General features: G+C 68.7%; 20 protein-coding genes. 8 read left to right on the top strand and 12 right to left on the bottom strand.

Annotated elements, in window-relative coordinates:
• Window positions 1–137 precede the first annotated feature (137 nt).
• Window positions 138–926 (bottom strand): IclR family transcriptional regulator, encoded by a 789-nt coding sequence (locus DW298_RS05510; protein ID WP_136041454.1) that lies wholly within the window; start codon window positions 924–926, stop codon window positions 138–140.
• A gap of 52 nt (window positions 927–978) precedes the next feature.
• Between DW298_RS05510 and hutH the strand changes: the two genes are divergently transcribed.
• Genes hutH through hutI form a run of 3 tightly spaced genes read left to right on the top strand, consistent with a single transcriptional unit; the run spans window position 979 to window position 5,405 of the window.
• Window positions 979–2,520, top strand: coding sequence for a histidine ammonia-lyase (gene hutH / locus DW298_RS05505; RefSeq protein WP_136041451.1), 1,542 nt, complete (start codon window positions 979–981; stop codon window positions 2,518–2,520).
• Window positions 2,513–4,207, top strand: coding sequence for a urocanate hydratase (gene hutU, locus DW298_RS05500; RefSeq protein WP_136041450.1), 1,695 nt, complete (start codon window positions 2,513–2,515; stop codon window positions 4,205–4,207). The genes hutH and hutU overlap by 8 nt, the downstream gene beginning before the upstream one ends.
• 34 nt (window positions 4,208–4,241) lie before the next feature.
• Window positions 4,242–5,405 carry an imidazolonepropionase gene (gene hutI / locus DW298_RS05495; RefSeq protein ID WP_136041449.1) on the top strand — a complete coding sequence of 388 codons (1,164 nt, stop codon included), beginning with the start codon at window positions 4,242–4,244 and terminating at the stop codon, window positions 5,403–5,405.
• Window positions 5,406–5,412: 7 nt separating this feature from the next.
• Here the strand turns inward: hutI and DW298_RS05490 are convergent, their stop codons facing one another.
• From DW298_RS05490 to DW298_RS05480, 3 genes are read right to left on the bottom strand one after another with little or no spacing between them, the layout of a single operon-like run.
• Window positions 5,413–5,943, bottom strand: a complete 531-nt coding sequence (locus tag DW298_RS05490; protein ID WP_136041448.1) for an AAA family ATPase — start codon at window positions 5,941–5,943, stop codon at window positions 5,413–5,415.
• Window positions 5,940–6,872 (bottom strand): agmatinase family protein, encoded by a 933-nt coding sequence (locus DW298_RS05485; RefSeq protein ID WP_136041447.1) that lies wholly within the window; start codon window positions 6,870–6,872, stop codon window positions 5,940–5,942. The genes DW298_RS05490 and DW298_RS05485 overlap by 4 nt, the downstream gene beginning before the upstream one ends.
• 1 nt (window position 6,873) lies before the next feature.
• Window positions 6,874–8,151: a DUF445 domain-containing protein gene (locus DW298_RS05480; protein ID WP_136041446.1), complete on the bottom strand. Its 1,278-nt coding sequence runs from the start codon at window positions 8,149–8,151 to the stop codon at window positions 6,874–6,876.
• 34 nt (window positions 8,152–8,185) lie between these two features.
• Between DW298_RS05480 and DW298_RS05475 the strand changes: the two genes are divergently transcribed.
• Window positions 8,186–8,458, top strand: coding sequence for a metal-sensitive transcriptional regulator (locus tag DW298_RS05475; RefSeq protein ID WP_136041445.1), 273 nt, complete (start codon window positions 8,186–8,188; stop codon window positions 8,456–8,458).
• A gap of 18 nt (window positions 8,459–8,476) precedes the next feature.
• Here the strand turns inward: DW298_RS05475 and DW298_RS05470 are convergent, their stop codons facing one another.
• The gene (locus DW298_RS05470) at window positions 8,477–9,865 is read right to left on the bottom strand and encodes an aspartate aminotransferase family protein (RefSeq protein ID WP_136041444.1); all 1,389 of its coding nucleotides are present in this window, start codon (window positions 9,863–9,865) and stop codon (window positions 8,477–8,479) included.
• A 16-nt stretch (window positions 9,866–9,881) separates the two neighbouring features.
• Window positions 9,882–11,366, bottom strand: a complete 1,485-nt coding sequence (locus DW298_RS05465) for a CoA-acylating methylmalonate-semialdehyde dehydrogenase (protein ID WP_136041443.1) — start codon at window positions 11,364–11,366, stop codon at window positions 9,882–9,884.
• A 98-nt stretch (window positions 11,367–11,464) separates the two neighbouring features.
• Here DW298_RS05465 and DW298_RS05460 point away from each other — a divergent pair, with 98 nt between their 5' ends.
• Window positions 11,465–13,006, top strand: a complete 1,542-nt coding sequence (locus DW298_RS05460; protein ID WP_240745026.1) for a PucR family transcriptional regulator ligand-binding domain-containing protein — start codon at window positions 11,465–11,467, stop codon at window positions 13,004–13,006.
• A gap of 91 nt (window positions 13,007–13,097) precedes the next feature.
• Here DW298_RS05460 and DW298_RS05455 read toward each other — a convergent pair whose 3' ends face one another.
• From DW298_RS05455 to DW298_RS05430, 6 genes are all read right to left on the bottom strand, one after another.
• Window positions 13,098–14,492 carry an aspartate aminotransferase family protein gene (locus DW298_RS05455; RefSeq protein WP_136041441.1) on the bottom strand — a complete coding sequence of 465 codons (1,395 nt, stop codon included), beginning with the start codon at window positions 14,490–14,492 and terminating at the stop codon, window positions 13,098–13,100.
• Window positions 14,489–14,956 (bottom strand): Lrp/AsnC family transcriptional regulator, encoded by a 468-nt coding sequence (locus tag DW298_RS05450; RefSeq protein WP_136041440.1) that lies wholly within the window; start codon window positions 14,954–14,956, stop codon window positions 14,489–14,491. The genes DW298_RS05455 and DW298_RS05450 overlap by 4 nt, the downstream gene beginning before the upstream one ends.
• 87 nt (window positions 14,957–15,043) lie before the next feature.
• Window positions 15,044–16,204 (bottom strand): acyl-CoA dehydrogenase family protein, encoded by a 1,161-nt coding sequence (locus DW298_RS05445; protein ID WP_136041439.1) that lies wholly within the window; start codon window positions 16,202–16,204, stop codon window positions 15,044–15,046.
• Complete coding sequence (locus DW298_RS05440; protein WP_136041438.1) at window positions 16,201–16,959, bottom strand: alpha/beta hydrolase; 759 nt, start codon at window positions 16,957–16,959, stop codon at window positions 16,201–16,203. The genes DW298_RS05445 and DW298_RS05440 overlap by 4 nt, the downstream gene beginning before the upstream one ends.
• A 58-nt stretch (window positions 16,960–17,017) precedes the next feature.
• Entirely contained in the window at window positions 17,018–17,938 is a 921-nt protein-coding gene (locus tag DW298_RS05435) for a sugar kinase (protein WP_136041437.1), read from the bottom strand.
• On the bottom strand, window positions 17,935–19,143 hold the full coding sequence (locus DW298_RS05430) for an MFS transporter (protein ID WP_205820262.1): 1,209 nt from the start codon (window positions 19,141–19,143) through the stop codon (window positions 17,935–17,937). The genes DW298_RS05435 and DW298_RS05430 overlap by 4 nt, the downstream gene beginning before the upstream one ends.
• A 390-nt stretch (window positions 19,144–19,533) precedes the next feature.
• Between DW298_RS05430 and nrdH the strand changes: the two genes are divergently transcribed.
• The 3 genes from nrdH to nrdE are packed head-to-tail and all read left to right on the top strand — an operon-like array spanning window position 19,534 to window position 22,376.
• The gene (gene nrdH, locus DW298_RS05425; protein WP_028503264.1) at window positions 19,534–19,767 is read left to right on the top strand and encodes a glutaredoxin-like protein NrdH; all 234 of its coding nucleotides are present in this window, start codon (window positions 19,534–19,536) and stop codon (window positions 19,765–19,767) included.
• 33 nt (window positions 19,768–19,800) lie between these two features.
• Window positions 19,801–20,235, top strand: a complete 435-nt coding sequence (nrdI, locus tag DW298_RS05420) for a class Ib ribonucleoside-diphosphate reductase assembly flavoprotein NrdI (protein WP_136041436.1) — start codon at window positions 19,801–19,803, stop codon at window positions 20,233–20,235.
• On the top strand, window positions 20,232–22,376 hold the full coding sequence (gene nrdE / locus DW298_RS05415; protein ID WP_021199955.1) for a class 1b ribonucleoside-diphosphate reductase subunit alpha: 2,145 nt from the start codon (window positions 20,232–20,234) through the stop codon (window positions 22,374–22,376). Before nrdI ends, nrdE begins: the two co-directional genes overlap by 4 nt.
• The last annotated feature ends 42 nt before the right edge of the window (window positions 22,377–22,418 follow it).

Genomic DNA, 22,418 nt, shown 5'->3' with positions numbered 1-22,418 from the left:
GGACACCGCCGGACTCCTTTTAGACAAAATGGCCACCCATCGATGGGTGGCCATTTTGCATTGTGCTGGAGAAGACAGAAGAGCCATCCCATACGGGGTGGCTCTTCTGCGTTAAGCCGCGGAACGCGGGGGCGCTCTCAGCGTTTGAGGCGCGACTCCAGCATCGCCGCGCACTCCTGCACGGCTGCGGCCAGCAACTCCTCATCCAGCTCTGCGCGCCCCCACGTGACGGCCACGGCGGCGACGGGCCACCCGGCAGCATCGAGCACCGCGGCGCCGACACTGCGCAGCCCATCAGCGATCTCGCTGTTCTCGGTCGCATACCCGCGCGAGCGCACCTCGCGCAGCAGCTCCCGTAGTTCTCGGGGTGTGCGAGGGCCGAGGCCGGTGCGGTCGGGGAAAGCCGACAGGTCGGGATACAGTGCCCGCACCTGCTCGCGGGGGAGCGCGGCGAGCATCGCGCGCCCTGAGGCGGTGAGGTGCGCGGGCAGCCGCACGCCGACGTCGGTCACGAGAGCGGGGCGTCGCGGTGCACGCTCCTCGACGATGTAGAGCACATCGCCGCCGCTCATGACGGCGAGGTGAGCGCTCTCGCCCAAGCGGTCGGAGAGCGCGGCCACCAGCGGCCTGCCTCTCCGCGCCAGTGGCTGCTGTCGTGTGTACCCGCCAGCGAGCTCGAACGCCGAGGCGCCGAGTCCCCACCGTCGTTCCTCGCGCAGGTGCAGTACGAACCCGTGAGCGGCCAGCGTCGTGAGCAGGTGATAGACCGTGGATCGCGGCAGCTCGAGCTCGCGCGCGATCGCTGAGGCGGCCACCGGGGCGGGACGTGCGGCGAGAAAGCTCAGGATGCGGAGCGTGTTCTCCGCCGCAGGTACCTGCGCGCCGCCGTCCGACGCGGTGCCTGCGTTGTCTGGGATCACAGACACAGTGTCGCACGAACGGGTGCCGCTCACGACACGTCGGGTGTGGAATCGAGTCATGACTGTTCCTGTCCCCGTTGTCGTCGGCGCGGCCCCGCTGTCGCCCGCTGATGTCGTCGCCGTCGCCCGTCACGATGCGCCCGTGCAGATCGATGCGGATGCTCTTGGTCGTGTCGCCGAAGCCCGTCGCGTGATCGACGGCCTCGCTGCAGACCCGCATCCGCACTACGGCGTCTCCACCGGGTTCGGCGCGCTCGCGACCACCTTCATCGCACCCGACCGGCGCCTGCAGCTGCAGGCCAGCCTGATCCGCTCCCACGCCGCCGGCACCGGCGCCGAGGTCGAGCGAGAGGTCGTCCGCGGGTTACAGCTGCTGCGCCTGCAGACGCTCAGCTCCGGACGCACCGGTGTGCGTCCCGTCGTCGTCGAGACGTATGCGGCCATGCTCAACTCCGGGATCACTCCGCTCGTCTGCGAGTACGGGTCGCTCGGGTGCTCCGGCGACCTCGCCCCCCTCGCGCACATCGCCCTCGCTGCGATGGGTGAGGGCGACGTGCGCGACGCATCCGGCGCGCTGCTGCCCGCAGCGGATGCCCTCGCGGCGGCGGGCATCGCTCCCCTCGTGCTCGTCGAGAAGGAAGGGCTCGCCCTCATCAACGGCACCGACGGCATGCTCGGAATGCTGGTGCTCGCGCTGCACGATCTCGAGGCGCTCCTGCTCACCGCCGATGTCGCTGCGGCGATGTCGATCGAGTCCCAGCTCGGCACCGATGCCGTGTTCGCCGCCGACCTCATGGCGCTGCGACCGCAGACGGGTCAGGCCGAATCGGCGGGCAACCTCCGCGCGTTCCTCGCGGACTCCCCCATGGTCGCGAGCCACAAGGGTCCCGAGGACGGGCGCGTGCAGGATGCCTATTCACTGCGGTGTTCGCCGCAGGTGCACGGAGCGGCCCGCGACACCATGGCCCACGCAGCGATGATCGCCGGCCGCGAGCTCGCCAGCGTGATCGACAACCCGGTCATCACCCTGGATGGACGCATCGAGTCCAACGGCAACTTCCATGGGGCGCCGGTCGCTGCCGTGCTCGATTTCCTCGCCATCTCCGTCGCCGATGTCGCTTCGGTGTCGGAACGCCGGACCGACCGCGCACTGGATCCGGCACGCAGCCACGGCCTCCCGCCGTTCCTGGCCGACGAGGTGGGTGTCGACTCCGGGCTCATGATCGCGCAGTACGCCGCCGCGGGCATCGTCTCCGAGCTCAAGCGCCTCGCGGTGCCGGCATCGGTGGACTCGATCCCGTCGTCCGCCATGCAGGAGGACCACGTCTCGATGGGATGGGCCGCAGCCCGCAAGCTGCGCCGGGCGATCGACGGCCTCGGGCGTGTGCTCGCGATCGAGATCCTCACCGCGTCCCGTGCGCTCGACCTGCGGTCTCCGCTGCAGGCGGGACCCGCGACCGGCGCTGTGCGCGACCTGGTCCGCACGGTCGCCGCCGGCCCGGGCCCCGATCGCTTCCTCTCCCCGGAGATGGAAGCCGTCACCGTCCTCGTCCAGTCGGGCGACGTCGCCCGCATCGCAAAGGAGCACATCGATGGCTGAGAACACGACGTCTGAGAGCACCGCGTCTGAGAGCACCGCCGCAGGGCCCCGTGTCGTCCGCGCCGCGCGCGGCAACACGCGCACCGCGAAGAGCTGGGGCGCCGAAGCCGCCAAGCGCATGCTGATGAACAACCTCGACCCCGAAGTGGCCGAGCACCCGGAAGACCTCGTCGTCTACGGCGGAACCGGCAAGGCTGCCCGCAGCTGGGAGGCGTACGACGCGATCGTGCGCACCCTCGACGAGCTCGAACCCGATGAGACCCTGCTCGTGCAGTCCGGCAAGCCGGTCGGTGTCTTCCGCACCCACGAGTGGGCTCCGCGCGTGCTCATCGCCAACTCGAACCTGGTGGGGGACTGGGCGACCTGGCCGGAGTTCCGCCGTCTCGAAGAACTCGGCCTCATCATGTACGGGCAGATGACCGCGGGCTCGTGGATCTACATCGGCACCCAGGGCATCCTGCAGGGGACATACGAGACCTTCGCCGCAGTGGCGCGCTCACTCGGGCGGGATTCCCTGCGCGGCACCCTCACACTCACTGGCGGTGCCGGTGGGATGGGCGGTGCCCAGCCTCTGGCCGTGACCATGAACGACGGCGCGGTGCTGATCGTCGACGTCGACGAATCGCGTCTCGCCCGTCGCGTGGAGCACGGCTATCTCGACGAGTACACGAGGGATCTGGATGCCGCCGTCTCCCGGGTCGTCGCAGCGAAGGAGGCCGGCGAGGCTCTCTCGGTCGGCGTCGTCGGCAATGCGGCCGAGGTCTTCCCCGAACTGCTGCGCCGCGGTGTGCCGATCGACATCGTGACCGATCAGACCAGCGCGCACGACCCGCTCGCATACCTGCCGGTCGGCATCGGAGTCGAGGAGTGGAAACAGGAGGTCGAGCGCGACGCCGAGGAGTTCACCCGCCGCTCACGCGAATCCATGGCTTCGCACGTCGAGGCGATGGTGGCGTTCCAGGATGCCGGGGCCGCGGTGTTCGACTACGGCAACTCAATCAGAGCCGAAGCACAGCTGGGCGGCTACGACCGGGCCTTCGCCTTCCCCGGATTCGTGCCGGCCTACATCCGTCCGCAGTTCGAAGAGGGGCGAGGCCCCTTCCGCTGGGCGGCTCTCTCCGGAGACCCCGAGGACATCTACAAGACCGACCGGGCCATCGCCGAGCTCTTCCCGGCGGATGCGGCGCTGCACCGCTGGTTGGAGAAGGCCGCCGACAAGGTGCACTTCGAAGGCCTTCCTGCGCGCATCTGCTGGCTCGGCTACAAGGAGCGACACCTCGCCGGGCTGAAGTTCAACGAGATGGTCGCATCGGGCGAGCTCTCGGCACCGATCGTGATCGGACGCGATCACCTGGACTCGGGCTCCGTCGCGTCGCCGTACCGCGAGACCGAGGCGATGAAGGACGGCTCCGATGCCATCGCGGACTGGCCGTTGCTCAACGCACTCCTGAACACTGCGTCCGGCGCCTCCTGGGTGTCGCTGCACCACGGCGGCGGTGTCGGCATCGGCCGCTCGATCCATGCCGGCCAGGTCACGGTCGCCGACGGGTCGGCCCTCGCCGCGGAGAAGCTCGAACGCGTGCTCACGAACGATCCAGGCACCGGTGTGATGCGCCACGTGGATGCGGGGTACGAGCGTGCCCGTGAGGTCGCGCGCGAGCGTGGCCTGAGCATCCCGATGCTCTGACACACTCGAAGGATCTCGAACGGGAGGAACGGCGATGCGCACGCTGCTGACCAACATCGCAGAACTCACCACCAATATCGCCACCGACGGCGACCCGTGTGGAACCCTGAGCGATGCGGCCGTCGTGATCGAGGACGACAGGATCGCCTGGGTCGGTGCGGCGGCGGATGCGCCGGCGACCGACGAGATGGTGAATGCCGGTGGCCGGGCCGTGCTCCCCGGATTCGTCGACAGTCATAGCCACCTCGTGTTCGCCGGCGACCGTGCCGCGGAGTTCGAGGCGCGCATGGCGGGACAGAAGTATGCCGCCGGGGGCATCCGCTCCACCGTCGCCGCCACCCGGGCAGCGAGTGACGACGAGCTGCGCTCTCGACTTCGCGGGTTCCTCGCCGAGATGCTCGCACAGGGGACGACCACCGTCGAGATCAAGAGCGGCTACGGGCTGAGCGTCGCCGACGAGGAGAGGCTCGTGCGTGTGGCGGCGGAGGTCACACCGGAGGTGACCTTCCTCGGCGCGCACGTCGTTCCCGCGGAGTACGCCGACCGCCCCGATGAGTATGTCGACCTGGTCACGGGTCCCATGCTCGACGCCTGTGCACCGCACGCGAAATGGATCGACGTGTTCTGTGAGACCGGCGCATTCACCGTGGCGCAATCACGGCGGGTGCTCGAGGCGGGGATCGCGCGCGGACTCGCGCCCCGCGTCCATGCGAGCCAGCTCGGACCGGGCGACGGCGTGCGCCTCGCGGTCGAGCTGGGCGCAGCATCCATCGACCACGGCACGTATCTCACCGACACCGACATCGACGCACTCGCTCAGAGCTCCACCGTGCTGACCCTGCTTCCGGGAGTCGAGTTCTCGACCAGACAGCCGTACCCCGACGCGCGGCGCCTGATCGATGCGGGCGTCACCGTGGCCCTCGCGTGCGACACCAATCCGGGATCGAGCTTCACCTCGTCGATGCCGTTCTGCATCGCGATCGCTGTGCGCGACATGGGACTGACTCCGGCCGAAGCCGTCTGGGCGGCGACCGCAGGGGGCGCCCGTGCGCTGCGGCGCGACGACGTCGGAATCATCGCCCCCGGCGCCCGCGCCGACATCGTGCTGCTCGATGCCCCCACCCGCGTGCATCTCGCGTACCGCCCGGGCGTGCCCCTGGTGCGTCGGGTGTGGAAGGACGGCGCGACCGTCGGATGACGGACGCTCAGCCGGCGACGGCCGCGAGCACCGCGCGCAGTCGTGATGCGGCGTCGCCGCCGACGGTGATCACGCGCACGTCGTCGTCGTGCTCGAGGTCTTCTGCGATCTCCTGCAGCGCCTGATCCATCGCCTCGCGGAGCTCGGGGTCTTCATCGTCGGGGACATGGATCGGACGCTCACCGTCCAACGGCACCACGACGAGCAGGTCGATGCTCTCCGCCGACTCCTCGACGATCCTCGATGCGCGCGCGAGGAGTGCTCCGTCGCTGCGCCCCAGTCGCTCCAACGCGATGAGGTAGGCGAGGAAGTCGAGCGGCCCGCGCTCGGCGATGACATCGTCATCGGCGGACAGCTCCTGCAGGCGCACGGTCGCGATCCGCAGTTGGGCCGCGAAGCCGGCCTCGCCGGCCGGTTCTTCGAGATCGAGATCCTCGAAGGGGTCGCCCAGCGTGCGGTACTCGGGGTGCACGGCGTGGAAGTCCGAGATCAATGTGCTCTTCCCGCTCGCGTGCGTGCCGGAGACGACGATCCTCATCGGCGCGACGCGAGACCGGCGAGCAGTTCGAGCACGCACAGCGCCGCGAGCCGGACCGTGCGGGCATCCTCGGCATCGGCGGTGGCGTCGACTTCGGCGATGTCGGCGCTCACGACGCGGGGATCCGAGGCCACGGCGCGGGTCAGCGCGCGCAGCTCCCACGCCTGGAGTCCGCCCGGCACACTCGCCGGGCAGCCCGGCGCCACCGAGCGATCGCAGACGTCGACGTCGATGTCGAGGTGCACGCGGGAGTCCTCGCCGGCGCCCGCGACCTCGAGGGCCTCCGCGACCACGTCATCGATGCCGCGCCGGCGCAGCTCGTCGAGGGTGATCACCCGGATGCCCCACTCGGCGGCACGCCGGGCGTAGGCGGCGGAGTTCGCGAAGTCGGCGATGCCGATCTGCACGATCCTGGACGGATCGATCCGCACGGTATCGAGCGGCGACGCGGCCGGCTGGTCTTCGACCAGGCGGCGGACCGGCGTGCCGTTCGAGATGCCGTCGCGAAGGTCGAAGTGTGCGTCGAACGTGATCAACCCCGTCGCCTCAGCGCCGAGGGCGACAGGGTAGGTGAGCGAGTTGTCGCCGCCGAGCGCGATCACGAGGTCGGCGGCACCGACGAGTTCGCGCACGCGGGAGATGACCCTCGCCTCGCCGGCGGACCCGTCGGGGTCGGTCACGTCGCCGGCGTCGGCGATGCGCAGCACCTCGTCGAGTTCGATCGCGGGCGGGTCCATCAGCGCCGTTCCATACCGGGGGAGTGCCTCGCGGATCGCGGTCGGCGTCGCATGGGCACCCGTCGGCGAGAGCGACGTGCGCCAGGTGGGGACGCCGAGCAGCACCGCATCCGCCGTGCCGCTGAAGGCGGGCCAGGATCCGGCGCGCGGCCAGAGCGGGTCGTGACTCAGCTGTCGGGATGCGGGTGCCATGTCAGACTCCGGGGATCAGGGCGTGGGCGATCGTGAAGATGGCGAGGCCGGCGAGGGCGCCGACGAACGTGCCGTTCAGGCGGATGTACTGCAGGTCGCGGCCGACCATGAGCTCGATCTTCTCCGTCGTCTCGGCCGGGTCCCAGCGCTCCACGGTGTCGGTGATGATCGAGGCGATGTCGTGGCGGTAGCGGTCGACGAGGAAGACGGCGGCATCGGACACCCAGGTGTCCACCCGGGTCTGCAGCGCGGCATCCGTCGTCAGGCGCTCGCCGACCTCCTGCAGCGCCTGCACCGCGCGTCGGCGCAGCCCGCTCTCGGGGTCTGCGAGGGCCGTGAGCAGCCCGTTCTTCGCGGTGTTCCAGGCCTCGGCGGCCAGAGCGCCGACCCGAGGGCTGTCGAACAGCGACGCCTTCGCGTTCTCGAGCTTGGCGCGCGTGGCGGGGTCGTTCTGCAGATTGTCGGCCAGGCGGCCGAGGTAGCCGTCGATGGCGATGCGAGCCGGATGCCGCGGATCGGCCTGCACGGCGTGGACGAACTTGATCGCCTCGTTGTAGACGGTGTCGTCGACGAAACGATGCGCGAGCTTCGGCACCCAGCCGGGAAGGCGCCGCGAGACGAGCCCCGAGAACGACTCGGCGTTGGCCTCGAGCCAGCGTCCGATGCTGTCGACGGCGAGATCGACGGCGCCGTGATGGGCGTCGGCCTCGACGATCTTCTCCAGCCAGGCGCCCGCGGGCGGGCCCCATTCCGGAGCGACGAGGTGCTCGCGGGCGAGGTCGGTGATGAGGTCGCGCACTTCGTCGTCGCTCAGCGCATTGAGCACCGCCGTCGCGATCGTCGCGCCCTCGGCGCCGACCCGCTCGGCGTGGGGAGCCTCACGCAGCCACTCGCCGGCGCGGAGGGCGATGTGCGTGCTCGACAGCTTGGTGCGCACGACGTCGCCCGCCAGGAAGTTCGTCTCGACGAACTCGCCGAGGCTCCGGCCGATCTCGTCCTTGCGGCTCGGGATGATCGCGGTGTGCGGGATCGGCAGCCCCAGCGGACGACGGAACAGCGCGGTCACGGCGAACCAGTCGGCGAGCGCACCCACCATCCCGCCCTCTGCCGCTGCTCGGACATAGGCCAGCCAGTCGAACCGCTGCTGGAAGGCGAAGGCGAACACGAAGACCACGGCCATGAACACCAGAGCTCCGAGGGCGACGGCCTTCATCCGGCGGAGCGCGCGGAGGCGTTCCTGGTCAGCGGGCGAGAGCTGCGTCATCGGTGTTCGCGGCATGACGTCATCCTTTCACGGGCGGTAGCCTCGAGACGTGATCGAAGACATCAAGAAGCGCGCCCTGCACCGCACGAGCATCCTCGAGGGGCAGATGCGCGGCGTCGCGCGGATGATCGAGAACGAGGAGTACTGCATGGACATCATCACGCAGTCCCGCGCGATCCAGCGCTCCCTCGAGTCGCTGAACCGGCTGCTGCTGGAGAACCATCTCCGCACACACGTCACCGACATGTTCGATGCGGGCGGTGAGGAACGCGACAAGGCCGTGGTCGAGCTGCTCAAGGCGTTCGACTTCGACTCCAAGTAGGCGCGGCTCTCCGTTCCCTCAGCCGGCGGCGGCCTCGTCGGTCACGCTCAGGGCTTCGTCGAGCACGGACAGACCGCGGACCAGATCGTCCTCGCTGATCACCAGCGGCGGGGCCACGTGCATGCGGTTGAAGTGCGTGAACGGCCAGACTCCGGCCTTCTTGGCCGCCGCAGCGAAGGCGCCCATCGGGGCGGCATCCGCACCCGAGGCGTTGAACGGCACGAGCGGTTCTCGTGTCTCCTGGTCGCGCACCAGCTCGACCGCCCAGAAGAGCCCGAGGCCGCGCACGTCGCCGACGCTCGGGTGCGTCTCGGCCCAGGATCGCAGGGTCGGACCGACGATGCGCTCGCCGAGGTCGCGCACGCGCTCCAGGATGCCGTCGCGGCGGAACACCTCGAACGTCGCGACACCCGCCGCGCACGCCAGCGGGTGGCCCGAGTAGGTCAGTCCGCCCGCGAACGGCATCGTGTCGAAGGCGCTCGCGATGCGGTCGGAGATCACCACGCCGCCCAACGGCACGTAGCCCGAGTTCACGCCCTTCGCGAAGGTGATCAGGTCGGGGCGGGCATCGAACGCATCGATGCCGAACCATTCGCCGAGCCGCCCGAAACCGACCATGACCTCGTCGGCGATGTACACGATGCCGTAGCGGTCGCACAGCTCGCGCACACCCTGCAGGTAGCCGGGCGGCGGCACCAGCACGCCGTTGGTGCCGACGACGGTCTCGATGATGATCGCGGCGATCGTCTGCGGTCCCTCGAGCTGGATGGTCTGCTCGAGATGTGCGAGCGCCCGCTCGGACTCCTGCTCCGGGGTCTCGGCATGGAAGGGCGAGCGGTACAGGTACGGCCCGAAGAAGCGCACCGCTCCGGAGTCGACGGTGTCGTTGGCCCAGCGGCGCGGGTCGCCGGTGAGCGAGATCGCCGTCGAGGTGGAGCCGTGGTAGCTGCGGTACATAGACAGCACCTTGCGACGGCCGGTGAACTGGCGGGCCATGCGCACCGCGTACTCGTTCGCCTCGGCGCCGCCGTTGGTGAAGAACACCTTCTCCAGCCCCTCCGGCGCGACCTCGGCGATCAGACGCGCGAGCTCGCCGCGCACGTCGTTCGCGATCGACGGCTGGATCGTCGCGAGACGCCCGGCCTGCTGCTGGATGGCCGCGACCAGATCCGGATGCTGGTGCCCGAGGTTCAGGTTCACGAGCTGGCTGGAGAAATCGAGGTAGGCATTGCCCTGGTAGTCCCAGAACGTCGAGCCCTCGCCCGCGGCGACGGGCAGCGGGTCGATCAGGCCCTGCGCGCTCCAGGAGTGGAACACGTGGCCGCGGTCATCCGCACGCACCTGCGCCTCGGCCTCGGGGGCGGGGAGCGGGTGCGAGACGCCGTGGCGGTCGGTGAAGTTCGTCATCGTGGTGTGCTCCTCGTCAGTGGTTGCTCGGGAAGCCGAGATCGATCTGGGAAGGGGTGTGGTCGGGCCAGCGGGTGGTGACGACCTTGGAGCGGGTGTAGAAGTGTACGGATTCCGGGCCGTAGATGTGGGAGTCGCCGAACAGCGAATCCTTCCATCCGCCGAACGAGTAGGCGCCGATCGGCACCGGGATCGGCACGTTGACGCCGACCATCCCGACCTCGATGTCGAACTCGTACTGCCGTGCCGTGCCGCCGTCGCGCGTGAAGATCGCCGTGCCGTTGCCGTAGGCGTTGGCGTTGACCAGCTCGACCGCTTCGGCGTAGGTCTCGACGCGCACCACCGACAGCACCGGGCCGAAGATCTCGTCGTCGTAGACCTTCATGCCGGGGGAGACGCGGTCGATCAGGCTGACGCCCAGGAAGAAGCCCTCCGACTCGAACTGCTTCTGCGTGCCATCGACGACGACCTTCGCGCCCTCGGCCTCGGCGCCCGTCACGTAGGACGCGACCTTGTCGCGGTGCTCGCGGGTGATGAGCGGACCCATCTCGCTCGCGGCGTCGGCGCCCGGACCGATCTTCAGACCGTCGATGCGCGAAGAGATCGCGGCGACGAGGTCATCGGCGATGTCGCCCACCGCGACCAGCACCGAGACCGCCATGCAGCGCTCGCCGGCGGAGCCGTAGGCGGCGGAGACCGCGGCGTCGGCGGCCGCGTCGATGTCGGCATCCGGCATCACGACCATGTGGTTCTTCGCGCCGCCGAGCGCCTGCACGCGTTTGCCGGCGGCCGAGGCGCGCTGGTAGATCGAGCGGGCGATCGGGGTGGAGCCGACGAAGCTGACGGCCTCGACCCGGGGGGAGTCGAGGATCGCGTCGACGGCCTCCTTGTCTCCGTTGACGACGTTGAGCACGCCGGCGGGGAGACCCGCCTCGGCGAAGAGCTTCGCGAGCCACACCGCAGCCGACGGATCCTTCTCGCTGGGCTTGAGCACGACCGTGTTGCCGCAGGCGATAGCCGAGGCCACCATCCACAGCGGCACCATGACCGGGAAGTTGAAGGGGGTGATGGCGGCGACGACGCCGACGGGCTGCTTGACCGAGTGCACGTCGACGCCGCGCGAGACCTGCTCGCTGCGCTCGCCCTTGAGCAGGTGCACGAGACCGGCCGCGAACTCGACGTTCTCGATGCCGCGCGAGACCTCGCCGGCCGCATCCGAGAGCACCTTGCCGTGTTCGGACGTGACGATCGCGGCGAGCTCGGGCGTGCGCTCCTTGAGCAGCTGGCGCAGGCGGAAGAACACATCGGCGCGCTTGATCAGGCTGGTCTCGCGCCAGGCGGGGAGGGCGGCGGCAGCGGCGGCGATGGCGGAATCCACCTCGGCGGTCGAGGCGAAGGCGACCTGCTTCGACACCTGGCCGGTGGCGGGATCGAAGATCTGACCGGTGCGGGCCGCTTCGGCGGTCTCCACTCCGTTGATGACGTGACGGACGATGTCCACGATGTTCCTCCGACTGCTGAAGATCTGACTATCGAACACTCTGACCGAGGTTCGGTACGCTGGTGCTCCTCAATGATCACAGAGCGGAAGAGCGGCCAGTGGTGTCAGAACGTCAGGACTTCTCGTTGAATCGGACAGATCGTCCGACGTCGCCGAGCGTGCTGCTCACGGTCGCCGAGGTGCTCACCGAGCCCGCACTGCAGGCCGGCGCACCGGAAGTGGTGGTCGGCGGGGCCGCGCTCGACGCCGAGGTGCGCTGGGCCCACGTCTCGGACAGTGCCGGAGTCGCCCGGCTGCTCGACGGCGGGGAGCTGCTGCTCAGCACGGGCGCCGGGTGGCCGGCAGGTGCAGTGGATCTGGCCGCATTCGTGCGCGACCTGCACCGGGCGGGGATCGCCGGCATCGTGTTGGAGCTCGGCGTCGCACACGCTCGGGTGCCGGAGGCCGTGGTCGATGCCTGCGTCGAGGCGGGGCTCGCCTTGATCGCTCTCACGCGCGAGGTCAAGTTCGTCGTGGTGACCGAGGCTGTGCATCGGGCCCTGATCGCGGCCCAGACCGACGCGCTCCACGAGCGACAGCGGCTGCACGAACTGTTCACGGCGCTCAGCCTGCAGGGCGCACCAGCCGACATCGTGGTGGCCGAGACCGCGCGGGCGCTGGGCTCTCCTGTCGTGCTGCAGAACTTGGCAGGTGAGGTGATCGCCGTCGAAGGGCTTCGCGTTCCGGTTGCCGAGGTGCTCGCGCGACTCGACGACGTCGCGGAGGTCGTCCCCGTGCAGGCGCGCGGGACGCGCTGGGGGATGCTGTCGACGCTGGCCGGATCCGCGCATCCGGCCGGCCGACTCACGGTGCTCGAGCAGGGGGCGACGGCGCTGGCGTTCGGATGCCTCGCCGATGGAGGGGACGCCGAGTGGGCGATCCTGGTGCAGAGGAGCCTGATCGACGATCTGCTCGGAGCACGATTCGCGAGCCCGGATGACATCGCGGCACGTCTCGCCGCCGGCGGCTTCGGGTTCGTCGACCGCCACTGTCACGGCATCGTCGCCCGCGGCGTGGTGTCTGCGGGCGAGCTCGCCTCCCGCGCGAGGGAGTCGGGCTGTGCGGCCGTCGCCGCACGTGTGGAGCAGGACGATGTCGCCCTGCTATCGGTGCCAGCATCCGTTCCCCTCACCGACGCGCTGCTCGCCCACATCGCAGGACCCGATCGCACGGTCTTCGTCGGCCCCGCCGCTGACGACGTGCTCGGTCTGCTCGCCTCGGTGAGAGCCGCGCAGGATCTGGCGGAGGGCGATCCCACGGGACACGCGCCGCGCGTACGGCGGGTCGAGGACCGCCCGCTCGAACGACTCGTCGCCGCGCTGCGGGACGATCACCGGCTGCACGAGCACAGCGAACGGATGCTGGCGCCGCTCGTGGCACATGACCGCGACCGGCGAGGGGATCTGCTGGGAGTGCTGGCCGCGCTCGTCGCGCACCCCGGCAATCGATCGGCGGCTGCTGCGGCCAGTCACCTCTCCCGATCCGTCTTCTACCAGCGCCTCGCTTTGATCGGCGACCTGCTGGACGCCGATCTCGACGACGGCGAGACCCTCGCGGCGCTGCACCTCGCCCTCGCTGCTCGCCGTCGCACAGCGCGCTGACTGACGCCGAGGCCCCGCTTTTCCGACGAGACCCCGCTCTGCCGATGCCGGGAAGCCGGGGTGTCGGCGCGAAACCGGGGTCTCGGGCGGGTTACAACACGGACTGCGCCCGCGTCAGCACATCCCGGAGAATCTGCTCGATCTCGCGGAACTCCGTGGGGCCGACGGTGAGCGGTGGTGCGAGCTGGATCACGGGGTCGCCGCGGTCGTCGGCGCGGCAGTACAGTCCCGCCTCGAACAGGGCGGGGGAGAGGAAACCGCGCAGCAGTCGCTCGGACTCGGCTTCGTCGAAGGTCTCCTTGGTGGCCTTGTCCTTCACGAGCTCGATGCCGAAGAAGTACCCGTCTCCGCGCACGTCGCCGACCAGCGGCAGGTCGAGCAGCTTCTCGAGCTCGGCGCGGAACAGCGGCGAGTTCTCGCGCACACGGGCGTTGAGCCCCTCCTCGTCGAAGATCGCGAGGTTCTCCAGGGCGACCGCGGCAGACACCGGATGTCCGCCGAACGTGTAGCCGTGGGGGAAGGAGACCTCGCCCTTCGAGAACGGCTCGTAGATGCGGTCACTGATGATCGTCGCACCGATGGGGGAGTAGCCGCTCGTCATGCCCTTGGCGCAGGTGATCATGTCGGGCACGTAGCCGAGACCGCTGCACGCGAAGGTGTGACCGAGGCGACCGAACGCGCAGATGACCTCGTCCGAGACCAGCAGCACGTCATGACGGTCGCAGATCTCGCGCACCCGGGCGAAGTATCCGGGAGGCGGCGGGAAGCACCCGCCGGAGTTCTGCACCGGCTCCAGGAAGACCGCGGCGACCGTGTCGGCGCCCTCGAACAGGATCATCTCCTCGATGCGGTCGGCCGCCCAACGACCGAAGGCTTCGAGGTCGTCGGCCGGCCCGCCCATCTCGGCCGCGCGGTAGAAGTTGGTGTTCGGTACGCGGAAGCCGCCCGGGGTGACCGGCTCGAACATCGACTTCATCGCGGGGATGCCGGTGATCGCCAGCGCACCCTGCGGGGTGCCGTGATACGCCACCGCGCGGGAGATCACCTTGTGCTTGGTGGGCTTTCCCTGCAGCTTCCAGTAGTGCTTGGCGAGCTTGAACGCCGTCTCGACAGCCTCGCCGCCACCGGTGGAGAAGAAGACCCGGTTGAGGTCGCCCGGAGCTTCGTCCGCAAGACGGTCGGCCAGCTCGATCGCCGCCGGATGCGCGTACGACCACAGCGGGAAGAACGCCAGCTCGGATGCCTGCGCCGCAGCGGCCTCGGCGAGTCGCCGCCGACCGTGTCCGGCGTTCACGACGAACAGGCCGGCGAGCCCGTCGAGGTACTCCTTGCCCTTCGCGTCCCAGATCCGGTGTCCGTCGCCTTTGACGATGATGGGCACACCCGACTCGGCCATCGTGGACTGCCGGGCGAAGTGCATCCAGAGATGGTCCTTCGCCATCGCCTGCAGCTGAGGCTCGGACGGGATGGTGCGGCTGGTGTTCATCTGGTCCCCCAGTTGTAGAGCTGCTTCTGCAGTTTCGCGTAGATGAAGGTCTCGGTGGAGAGGACGCCGTCGATCGGGCGGATGACGTCGTTGATCAGTGACAGCAGGTGGTCGTCGTCCTCGCAGACCACCTCCGCGAGGACGTCGAACGATCCAACGGTGATGACCACGTAGTCGATCGCATCGATCGCGGCGACGGCCTCGGCCACGTGCCGCGTGTCTCCGGCCACACGGATGCCGATCATCGCCTGCCGGGGAAAACCCAACTGCATCGGATCGGTCACGGCGACGATCTGCATCACGCCGGTCTCGGTCAGCCGCTGTACCCGCTGCCGCACGGCGGCCTCGCTCAGGCCGACCACCCGGCCGATGTCGGAGTAGGAGCGGCGCCCGTCTTCCTGGAGCAGCTCGATGATGGTCTTGGCGATCGCGTCGAGTGGGGGATTCTTCTTGACCGGACCCATGCTGCGATCCTGGCACTCGTCCTGGCGTCAGGCAACCGATTCGGTGGTCTTGCAGCAATTCATCTGCGGAATCGGCGGAAAAGCTGCTCAGCCCTCGATCGGCCCCAGCAACGCGCTCGCCGCGGTGGAGTGCGCCGATTCGGGGTCGGAGGGGTGGAACGCGCCGGCCAGCACGTCGCGGTAGAGACGTGACAGCTCGTTGGCGGAGAAGTAGGAGCCGCCGCCCGCGACGAGCATCGCCTCGTCGACGACGTGCTTGGCCATCGTGATCGCGCGGTGCTTGACGCCCGAGAGCAGCGGGAACCAGCGTGCGCCGTTGTCGACCCGGTCGTCCACGTCGCGGGCGAGGGCCGCGATCTGCGGAGGCAGCGCGTCGTAGGCCAGCCCCATGTCGGCGATCCGCCAGCGGATGTCCGGGTCCTGGCTGTAGGCGAGGCCCGTCTTTTTGGAGTGCCGCTTCTGCGCGGTCGCGACCGCCAGCTCGAGCGCCCGCCCGGCGATGCCGGTGTAGACCGAGGCCAGCAGGATCTCGAACACCGAGAAGATGCCGAACACGATCGGGTCGGGGCTGGGACCGGGGTCGATGCGCCGCACCACGTGCGCGGCATCCGCCATGGCGCCGTTCAGTCGCGTGGTGCGGCTCTGCGTACCCCGCATGCCCAGGGTGTCCCAGTCGTCGGACGTGGTCACGGAATCCGTTCGCTCCACGAAGGCGAACACGAGCTTCGGCGCATCCGGGCTCGTGGTGTCGAGCCCGTGCAGTCCGAGCCTCGTCCAGACCGGGGCGAGCGAGGTGAAGATCTTGGTGCCGGTGAAGGTGTAGCCGCCGTCACCGTCGGGCACGGCGGTGGTGTCGCTGCCGAACAGCACCAGGTCGTTGCCGCCCTCGCTGATGCCGAAGGCGAAGACCTCGCCGGCGACCGCGCCGTCCTGCACGAACTCGAGGCCGGGAACGCCGCGGTCGGAGAACACCTTCGCGACGCCGGTCCACACCAGGTGCATGTTGATGGCCAGCGCCGTCGCCGGAGCGGCGCCCGCCAGACGCTGCTGCAGGATCGCGGCCTCGGCGAGCCCGAGCCCTGCACCGCCGCGCTCGGTCGGCACGAGGATCGACAGGTAGCCGGCGTCACGCAGCTCATCGAGGTCCTGTTGGGGGAACGTGTTCTCGCGGTCGTGGATCGGCGCGCGCTCCCTGATCCGCTCGAGAAGGTCGTCGGGCAGGAAGACTGTGGGGTCGAACGTGCTCATGCGAGTGCCTCCAGAAGCTGTCGGACGGATTCCTCCGGGCGATCGCGGTGCAGCGAATGCCCTGCGCCCTCGACGACGGACAGGGTGATCAGCGGATTCGCGGCGAGGACTTCGGCGGCGAGGGCGCCGGTGAAGATGCTGTAGACCGCGGGGTCGGCGCCGATCACATGCGTCGGCACGGTGAGGCGCGCGGCGTCGGCCCGCACATCCCACGGCTGGTTCTGGACGCTGGTCTGTTCCACCGCCCACGCGCTGGCACGCAGGACGGCATCGACCTTGAGCTCCTGATCCTGCGGATGCCAGTGCGGATGCTCCTGCTGCACGACCTCGAGCCGGGTGTCGGCGAAGGCGCGCTCCTGGCTCCGGCGGACGATGGCCGCGTCACGCCCGTCGACGTGGATCGCAGGATCGACGAGCACGAGGCGTCGCGTCCAGTCGGGGTCGGATGCCGCCGCGACCGTGCTCGCCGCGCCGCCGAGGGAGTGGCCGATGACCGCGTCCCAGGCTCCGCCGTGTTCCGGGTGGGTGGCGGCGAGGTCGGCGCCGAACGCGGCCACGGAGTAGTCGAGGGAGCGCGGGGCGTCACCATGACCCCGGAGATCGACGGCTGTCGCATGCCATCCGGCGTCGGCGAGAGCATCCCCCAGGCGCCACATCAGCGCGCCCGAAGAGCCGAGACCGTGGACCAGAAGCGCCCGTCGAGAGGCCGACGGAGCGCCCCACGAGAGGCGGGGCAGCGTGAGCGGTGCAGGCATGGCACCAGCCTACGACCGGGCGGAGCGCCGCAGGCCCTGCACGGGCGGCATCCGCGCGTCAGTCGAGCGGCGGCAGCGCCGGCAGGTCGGCCGCGATCAGCAGCACCCTCTCGGCCGCGGCGTGACCCGCGGAGAGGCGTGCGGCGAGGTCGGCGCCGTCGAGGGTCGCCGCCAGGAAGCCGGAGGCGAAAGCATCGCCGGCGCCGACCGGCTCGACCACTTCCACCACGGGAGCGGGGACGAACACCGGCTCGGCATCGCCGTCGAACGCGGTCGCGCCGACGTCGCCGTCCTTGACGATGAGGAGTGCGCAGTTCGGCAGGAAGGCGCGGATCTCCGCCGGGGTCACGGTTCCCCAGATGCGTTCGGCCTCGTCGCGTCCGACGAAGGTGATGTCGGCGGCGTCGGCCAGTCGTGCGAGGGTCTCGGCCGCGTCCTCCCGGCTCCACAGCGGGCGGCGGTCGTTCACGTCGAAGGAGACGAGGGCACCGGCCGTGCGTGCGTCGATGAAGAGACGGTCCACCATCTCGCGGCAGGATGCGGAGAGCGCGGGCGTGATCCCGGTGGTGTGCACGATGCGCACGCCCTCGAGCCGCTCTGTCGGCAGGAACCCCGCCTCCATGTGCGAGGCCGCGGAGCCTCGGCGGTAGTAGTAGACGGAGGAGGACTCGACGCCCGGATCCTTGAACATCACGCCGGTGGGGGTGGCGTCGTCGCGCTCGACCCACAGTTCCACGCCGCGACGATCGAGCTCCGACGCGATGCGGTCGCCGAGCGGATCGGCGCCGAGGCGGGAGGCCCAGGCCACGCGGTGCCCGGTCGCGGCGACCCCGGCGGAGACGTTCGACTCGGCGCCGGCGATGCCGATCGTCGCGTGACCGGCTGTCGCGAGTGCGGCGTCGGTCGGTGTGATCAGCGCCATGGTCTCGCCGATGCAGACGATCTCGGGTGCGGAGCCGGGGGTGGAGGTGGAGCTCATGAGGGGGTGACCGCCAGGGGTTCGGTGTCGGGATGCGGGCTCGCGTCGCGATGACGCAGGTCGGGGAAGGAACGGACGAAGACGATGGAGACGAGCAGGCCGACCGCGGCGAAGATCGTGGCGGCGAGGTAGGCGCCGCGCCAGTCGCTGACGTCGACGAGGAAACCGGCGACGGCGGATCCTGCCGCCGCGCCGATGAGCTGCCCGGTGCCGGCCCAGCCGAAGGCTTCAGCGGTCTCGCTGAACTTCACGCTCGCCGAGGTGATGGCGAAGAGCACGGCGAGGGCGGGGGCGATGCCGATGCCGGCGAGGATCAGGGTGCCGCCCAGCCAGAACACGTTGAGCATGACCATCGTGAGGCCGAGCCCGATCGTGACGATCAGCAGGCGGCGCGCCATGGCCCACGGCCCGATCGGGATGTGGCCGAACGCCAGGCCGCCGGCCAGGCTCCCCGCCGAGAAAACGGCGAGCACGAGTCCGGCGGCGAGGCTGCCGTGCTCGAAGGTCGCGACGACGCCCACCTCCACCGCGGAACAGGCCCCGATCAGCAGGAAGCCGATCACCGTGGCCAGCAGCACGGGAGGTTTGAGGACCACCTTGCCGAGCGCATTCCGGCTGCGCGGGATGCGCACCCGGCCGACCTCGGGGGAGAGGATGAACCAGGCGCCGCCGCCGACGAGGATGATCGCCACCAGCAGCAGGCCCTCCGGCGTGCCGATCTGGGTGGAGACCAGGGTGATGACGACCGGCGCCAGCACCCAGATGATCTCCTGCAGCGAGGCGTCGAGGGAGAACAGCGGAGTGAGGTTCGAGGAGTTGACGAGCTTCGGGTAGATCGTGCGGACGGCGGCCTGCACGGGGGGAGTGGAGAGCCCCGCGACCATGCCGAGTACCATGTAGCCGGGTACGTCGAGCGGAAGCAGCGCGAGTCCGAGCACGGCGACGACGCAGACTGAGAGGGTGAGGGTGAGCACCCGCCGCATGCCCCAGACGCCCATCCACCGGCTCGTGATCGGGCCGGCGACGGCCTGCCCGACGCTGGTCGCGGCGAGGACGAGTCCGGCGGAGCCGTACGATCCGGTCTGCTGCTCGACGTGCAGCAGGATCGCGAGGGACATCATCCCGTTGGGGAAGCGCGCGGTCAGCTGAGCCGCGATCATGCGCGCCACTCCGGGCGTGCGAAGAAGGTCCCGATATCCCGCCACCAGACAACGGTACCGGGCCTCGAGGGTGGTCGTGGAAGACGGGGTGCGACGACACGCCCGCGACACGCCGAAGGTCCGATTCCACAGGAAACGAAATGTCCGAGGGGCGTCGTAGCGTGCCCCCTGTGGATGGATCGCTCACAGGGGCTTCCCAGCCGCGATTTCTCGGGGTTCGGGAGCCACGCGAAGGGGTCTCGGCCTGTGGAAGAAACGGTGGAGAACCTGTGTTGTATCTGTAGAGAACGGTGGATAACTACACGGATGTAACTACTACCCCTTGTGGTCGCCCCCAATGTCGGTCCCCATATGTAGTATTGAAGTCCCGGCAGGGGGTCTACCGGGAAAACGCCTGATTAGCAGCAGGCCAGAGATTTGAGGGGTTACGAAAAGATGTCGATCACGGTCTACACAAAGCCTTCCTGCGTTCAGTGCAACGCCACCTACCGCGCCCTCGATGCCAAGGGCATCGAGTACGAGATCCTCGACCTTTCCGAGGACCCGACGGCGCTCGAGCAGGTCAAGGCGCTCGGCTACCTGCAGGCACCCGTCGTCGTCACCGACGAGGGCCACTGGTCGGGCTTCCGTCCCGACAAGATCGACGAGCTCGCCTCCCGTCTGGCGTGATCCTTCGGCGTCGCTCAGGAACCGGGGTGAATCATGCACCTAGTCGCGACCGCAGCGCCGCTCCTGATCTACTTCTCGAGCGTGTCGGGTAACACTGCGCGCTTCATAGAGAAACTCGGACTCCCGTCCCGACGCATCCCCCTCCACCGCCACGAAGAAGATCTCGTCATCGACGAGCCTTTCGTGCTGGTCACCCCCACCTACGGCGGGGGTGCGGGGCGCGGCGTCGAGAAGGGCGCCGTCCCCAAACAGGTGATCCGGTTTCTCAACGACGAGCGCAACCGGCGCCACATCCGCGGAGTGATCTCCGCGGGCAACACCAACTTCGGCGATGCGTTCTGCCTCGCCGGTGACATCATCAGCCGCAAGTGCCACGTGCCTCACTTGTATCGGCTCGAGATCTTCGGCACACAAGACGATGTGGATCGCGTGAGCGACGGATTGGAACGACGGTGGCAGCTTCAGTGACCGAGACAGTGGCATTCAAGGCGAACCCCTCCTACGAGGGTCTCGACTATCACGCCCTCAACGCGATGCTCAACCTGTACGACGCGAACGGGAAGATCCAGTTCGACGCCGACAAGCGCGCCGCGCGGGAGTACTTCCTGCAGCACGTGAACCAGAACACGGTGTTCTTCCACTCGCTCAAGGAGCGTCTGGACTACCTCGTGGAGAAGGAGTACTACGAGGGCGCCGTCATCGAGAAGTACTCGATGGAGTTCATCCAGAAGCTCAACGACCTCGCCTACGGCAAGAAGTTCCGCTTCGAGACGTTCCTCGGGGCGTTCAAGTACTACACGAGCTACACGCTGAAGACCTTCGACGGCAAGCGCTACCTCGAGCGCTTCGAGGACCGCGTCGTCATGACCGCCCTCGGTCTCGCCGACGGCGACGAGAAGCTCGCCGTCGCCCTCGTCGAGGAGATCATCTCCGGCCGCTTCCAGCCGGCCACCCCGACCTTCCTCAATGCCGGCAAGGCACAGCGCGGCGAGCTCGTCAGCTGCTTCCTGCTGCGCATCGAAGACAACATGGAGTCGATCGCCCGCGGCATCAACTCCGCGCTGCAGCTCTCCAAGCGCGGTGGCGGTGTGGCGCTGCTGCTCTCGAACATCCGCGAGTCGGGTGCGCCGATCAAGCAGATCGAGAACCAGTCCTCGGGCATCATCCCCGTGATGAAGCTCCTCGAAGACAGCTTCAGCTACGCCAACCAGCTCGGTGCCCGTCAGGGCGCGGGTGCGGTGTACCTCAACGCCCACCACCCCGACATCATGCGCTTCCTCGACACCAAGCGTGAGAACGCCGACGAGAAGATCCGCATCAAGACACTGTCGCTGGGCGTCGTGGTTCCCGACATCACGTTCGAGCTCGCCAAGAACGACGAGGACATGTACCTGTTCTCGCCGTACGACGTCGAGAAGGTCTACGGCGTGCCGTTCGGCGACATCTCGGTCACCGAGAAGTACCGCGAGATGGTCGATGACCCGCGCATCAAGAAGACCAAGATCAACGCGCGCGAGTTCTTCCAGACCGTTGCCGAGATCCAGTTCGAGTCCGGCTACCCGTACGTCATGTTCGAAGACACGGTGAACAAGGCCAACCCGATCAAGGGTCGGATCAACATGTCCAACCTCTGCAGCGAGATCCTGCAGGTGAACACGCCGACCACGTACAACGACGACCTGTCGTACGACAACATCGGCAAGGACATCTCCTGCAACCTCGGCTCGATGAACATCGCGCTGTCGATGGATGCCGACGACCTCGGCCAGACCGTCGAGACGGCCATCCGCGCCCTCACCGCGGTCAGCGACCAGAGCCACATCGGCTCGGTGCGCTCGATCGAGGACGGCAACGACCGCTCGCACGCCATCGGCCTCGGCCAGATGAACCTGCACGGCTACCTCGCTCGCGAGCACGTGTACTACGGCTCGGAAGAGGGCATCGACTTCACGAACATCTACTTCTACACGGTGCTGTTCCACGCGCTGCGTGCGTCGAACAACCTCGCGATCGAGCGCGGCACGACGTTCGACGGGTTCGAGGACTCGAAGTACGCGTCGGGGGAGTTCTTCGACAAGTACATCGACCAGGCGTGGGTCCCCGCGACCGAGAAGGTCAAGGAGCTCTTCGCCGGCAAGCACATCCCGACGCAGGACGACTGGGCCGAGCTGAAGGCGTCGATCCAGAAGCACGGCATCTACAACCAGAACCTGCAGGCCGTCCCGCCGACCGGCTCGATCTCGTACATCAACAACTCCACGTCGTCGATCCACCCGATCGCGTCGAAGATCGAGATCCGCAAGGAAGGCAAGCTCGGTCGCGTCTACTACCCGGCGGCGTTCATGACGAACGACAACCTGGAGTACTACCAGGACGCATACGAGATCGGCTACGAGAAGGTCATCGACACCTACGCGGCTGCCACGCAGCACGTCGACCAGGGTCTGTCGCTGACGCTGTTCTTCAAGGACACCGCCACCACGCGTGACATCAACAAGGCGCAGATCTACGCATGGCGCAAGGGCATCAAGACGATCTACTACATCCGCCTGCGTCAGCTGGCGCTCGAGGGCACCGACATGGCCGAGTGCGTCTCGTGCATGCTCTGACACTTCGACAGGCTCAGTGACCCAGGATTCAAGGACGACGAA

The organism is Microbacterium sp. A20 (assembly GCF_004794515.1).
Classification (GTDB): domain Bacteria; phylum Actinomycetota; class Actinomycetes; order Actinomycetales; family Microbacteriaceae; genus Microbacterium.
Note: the sequence above shows the minus strand (reverse complement) of the source record. Positions and strands in the feature narration are given on the sequence as shown.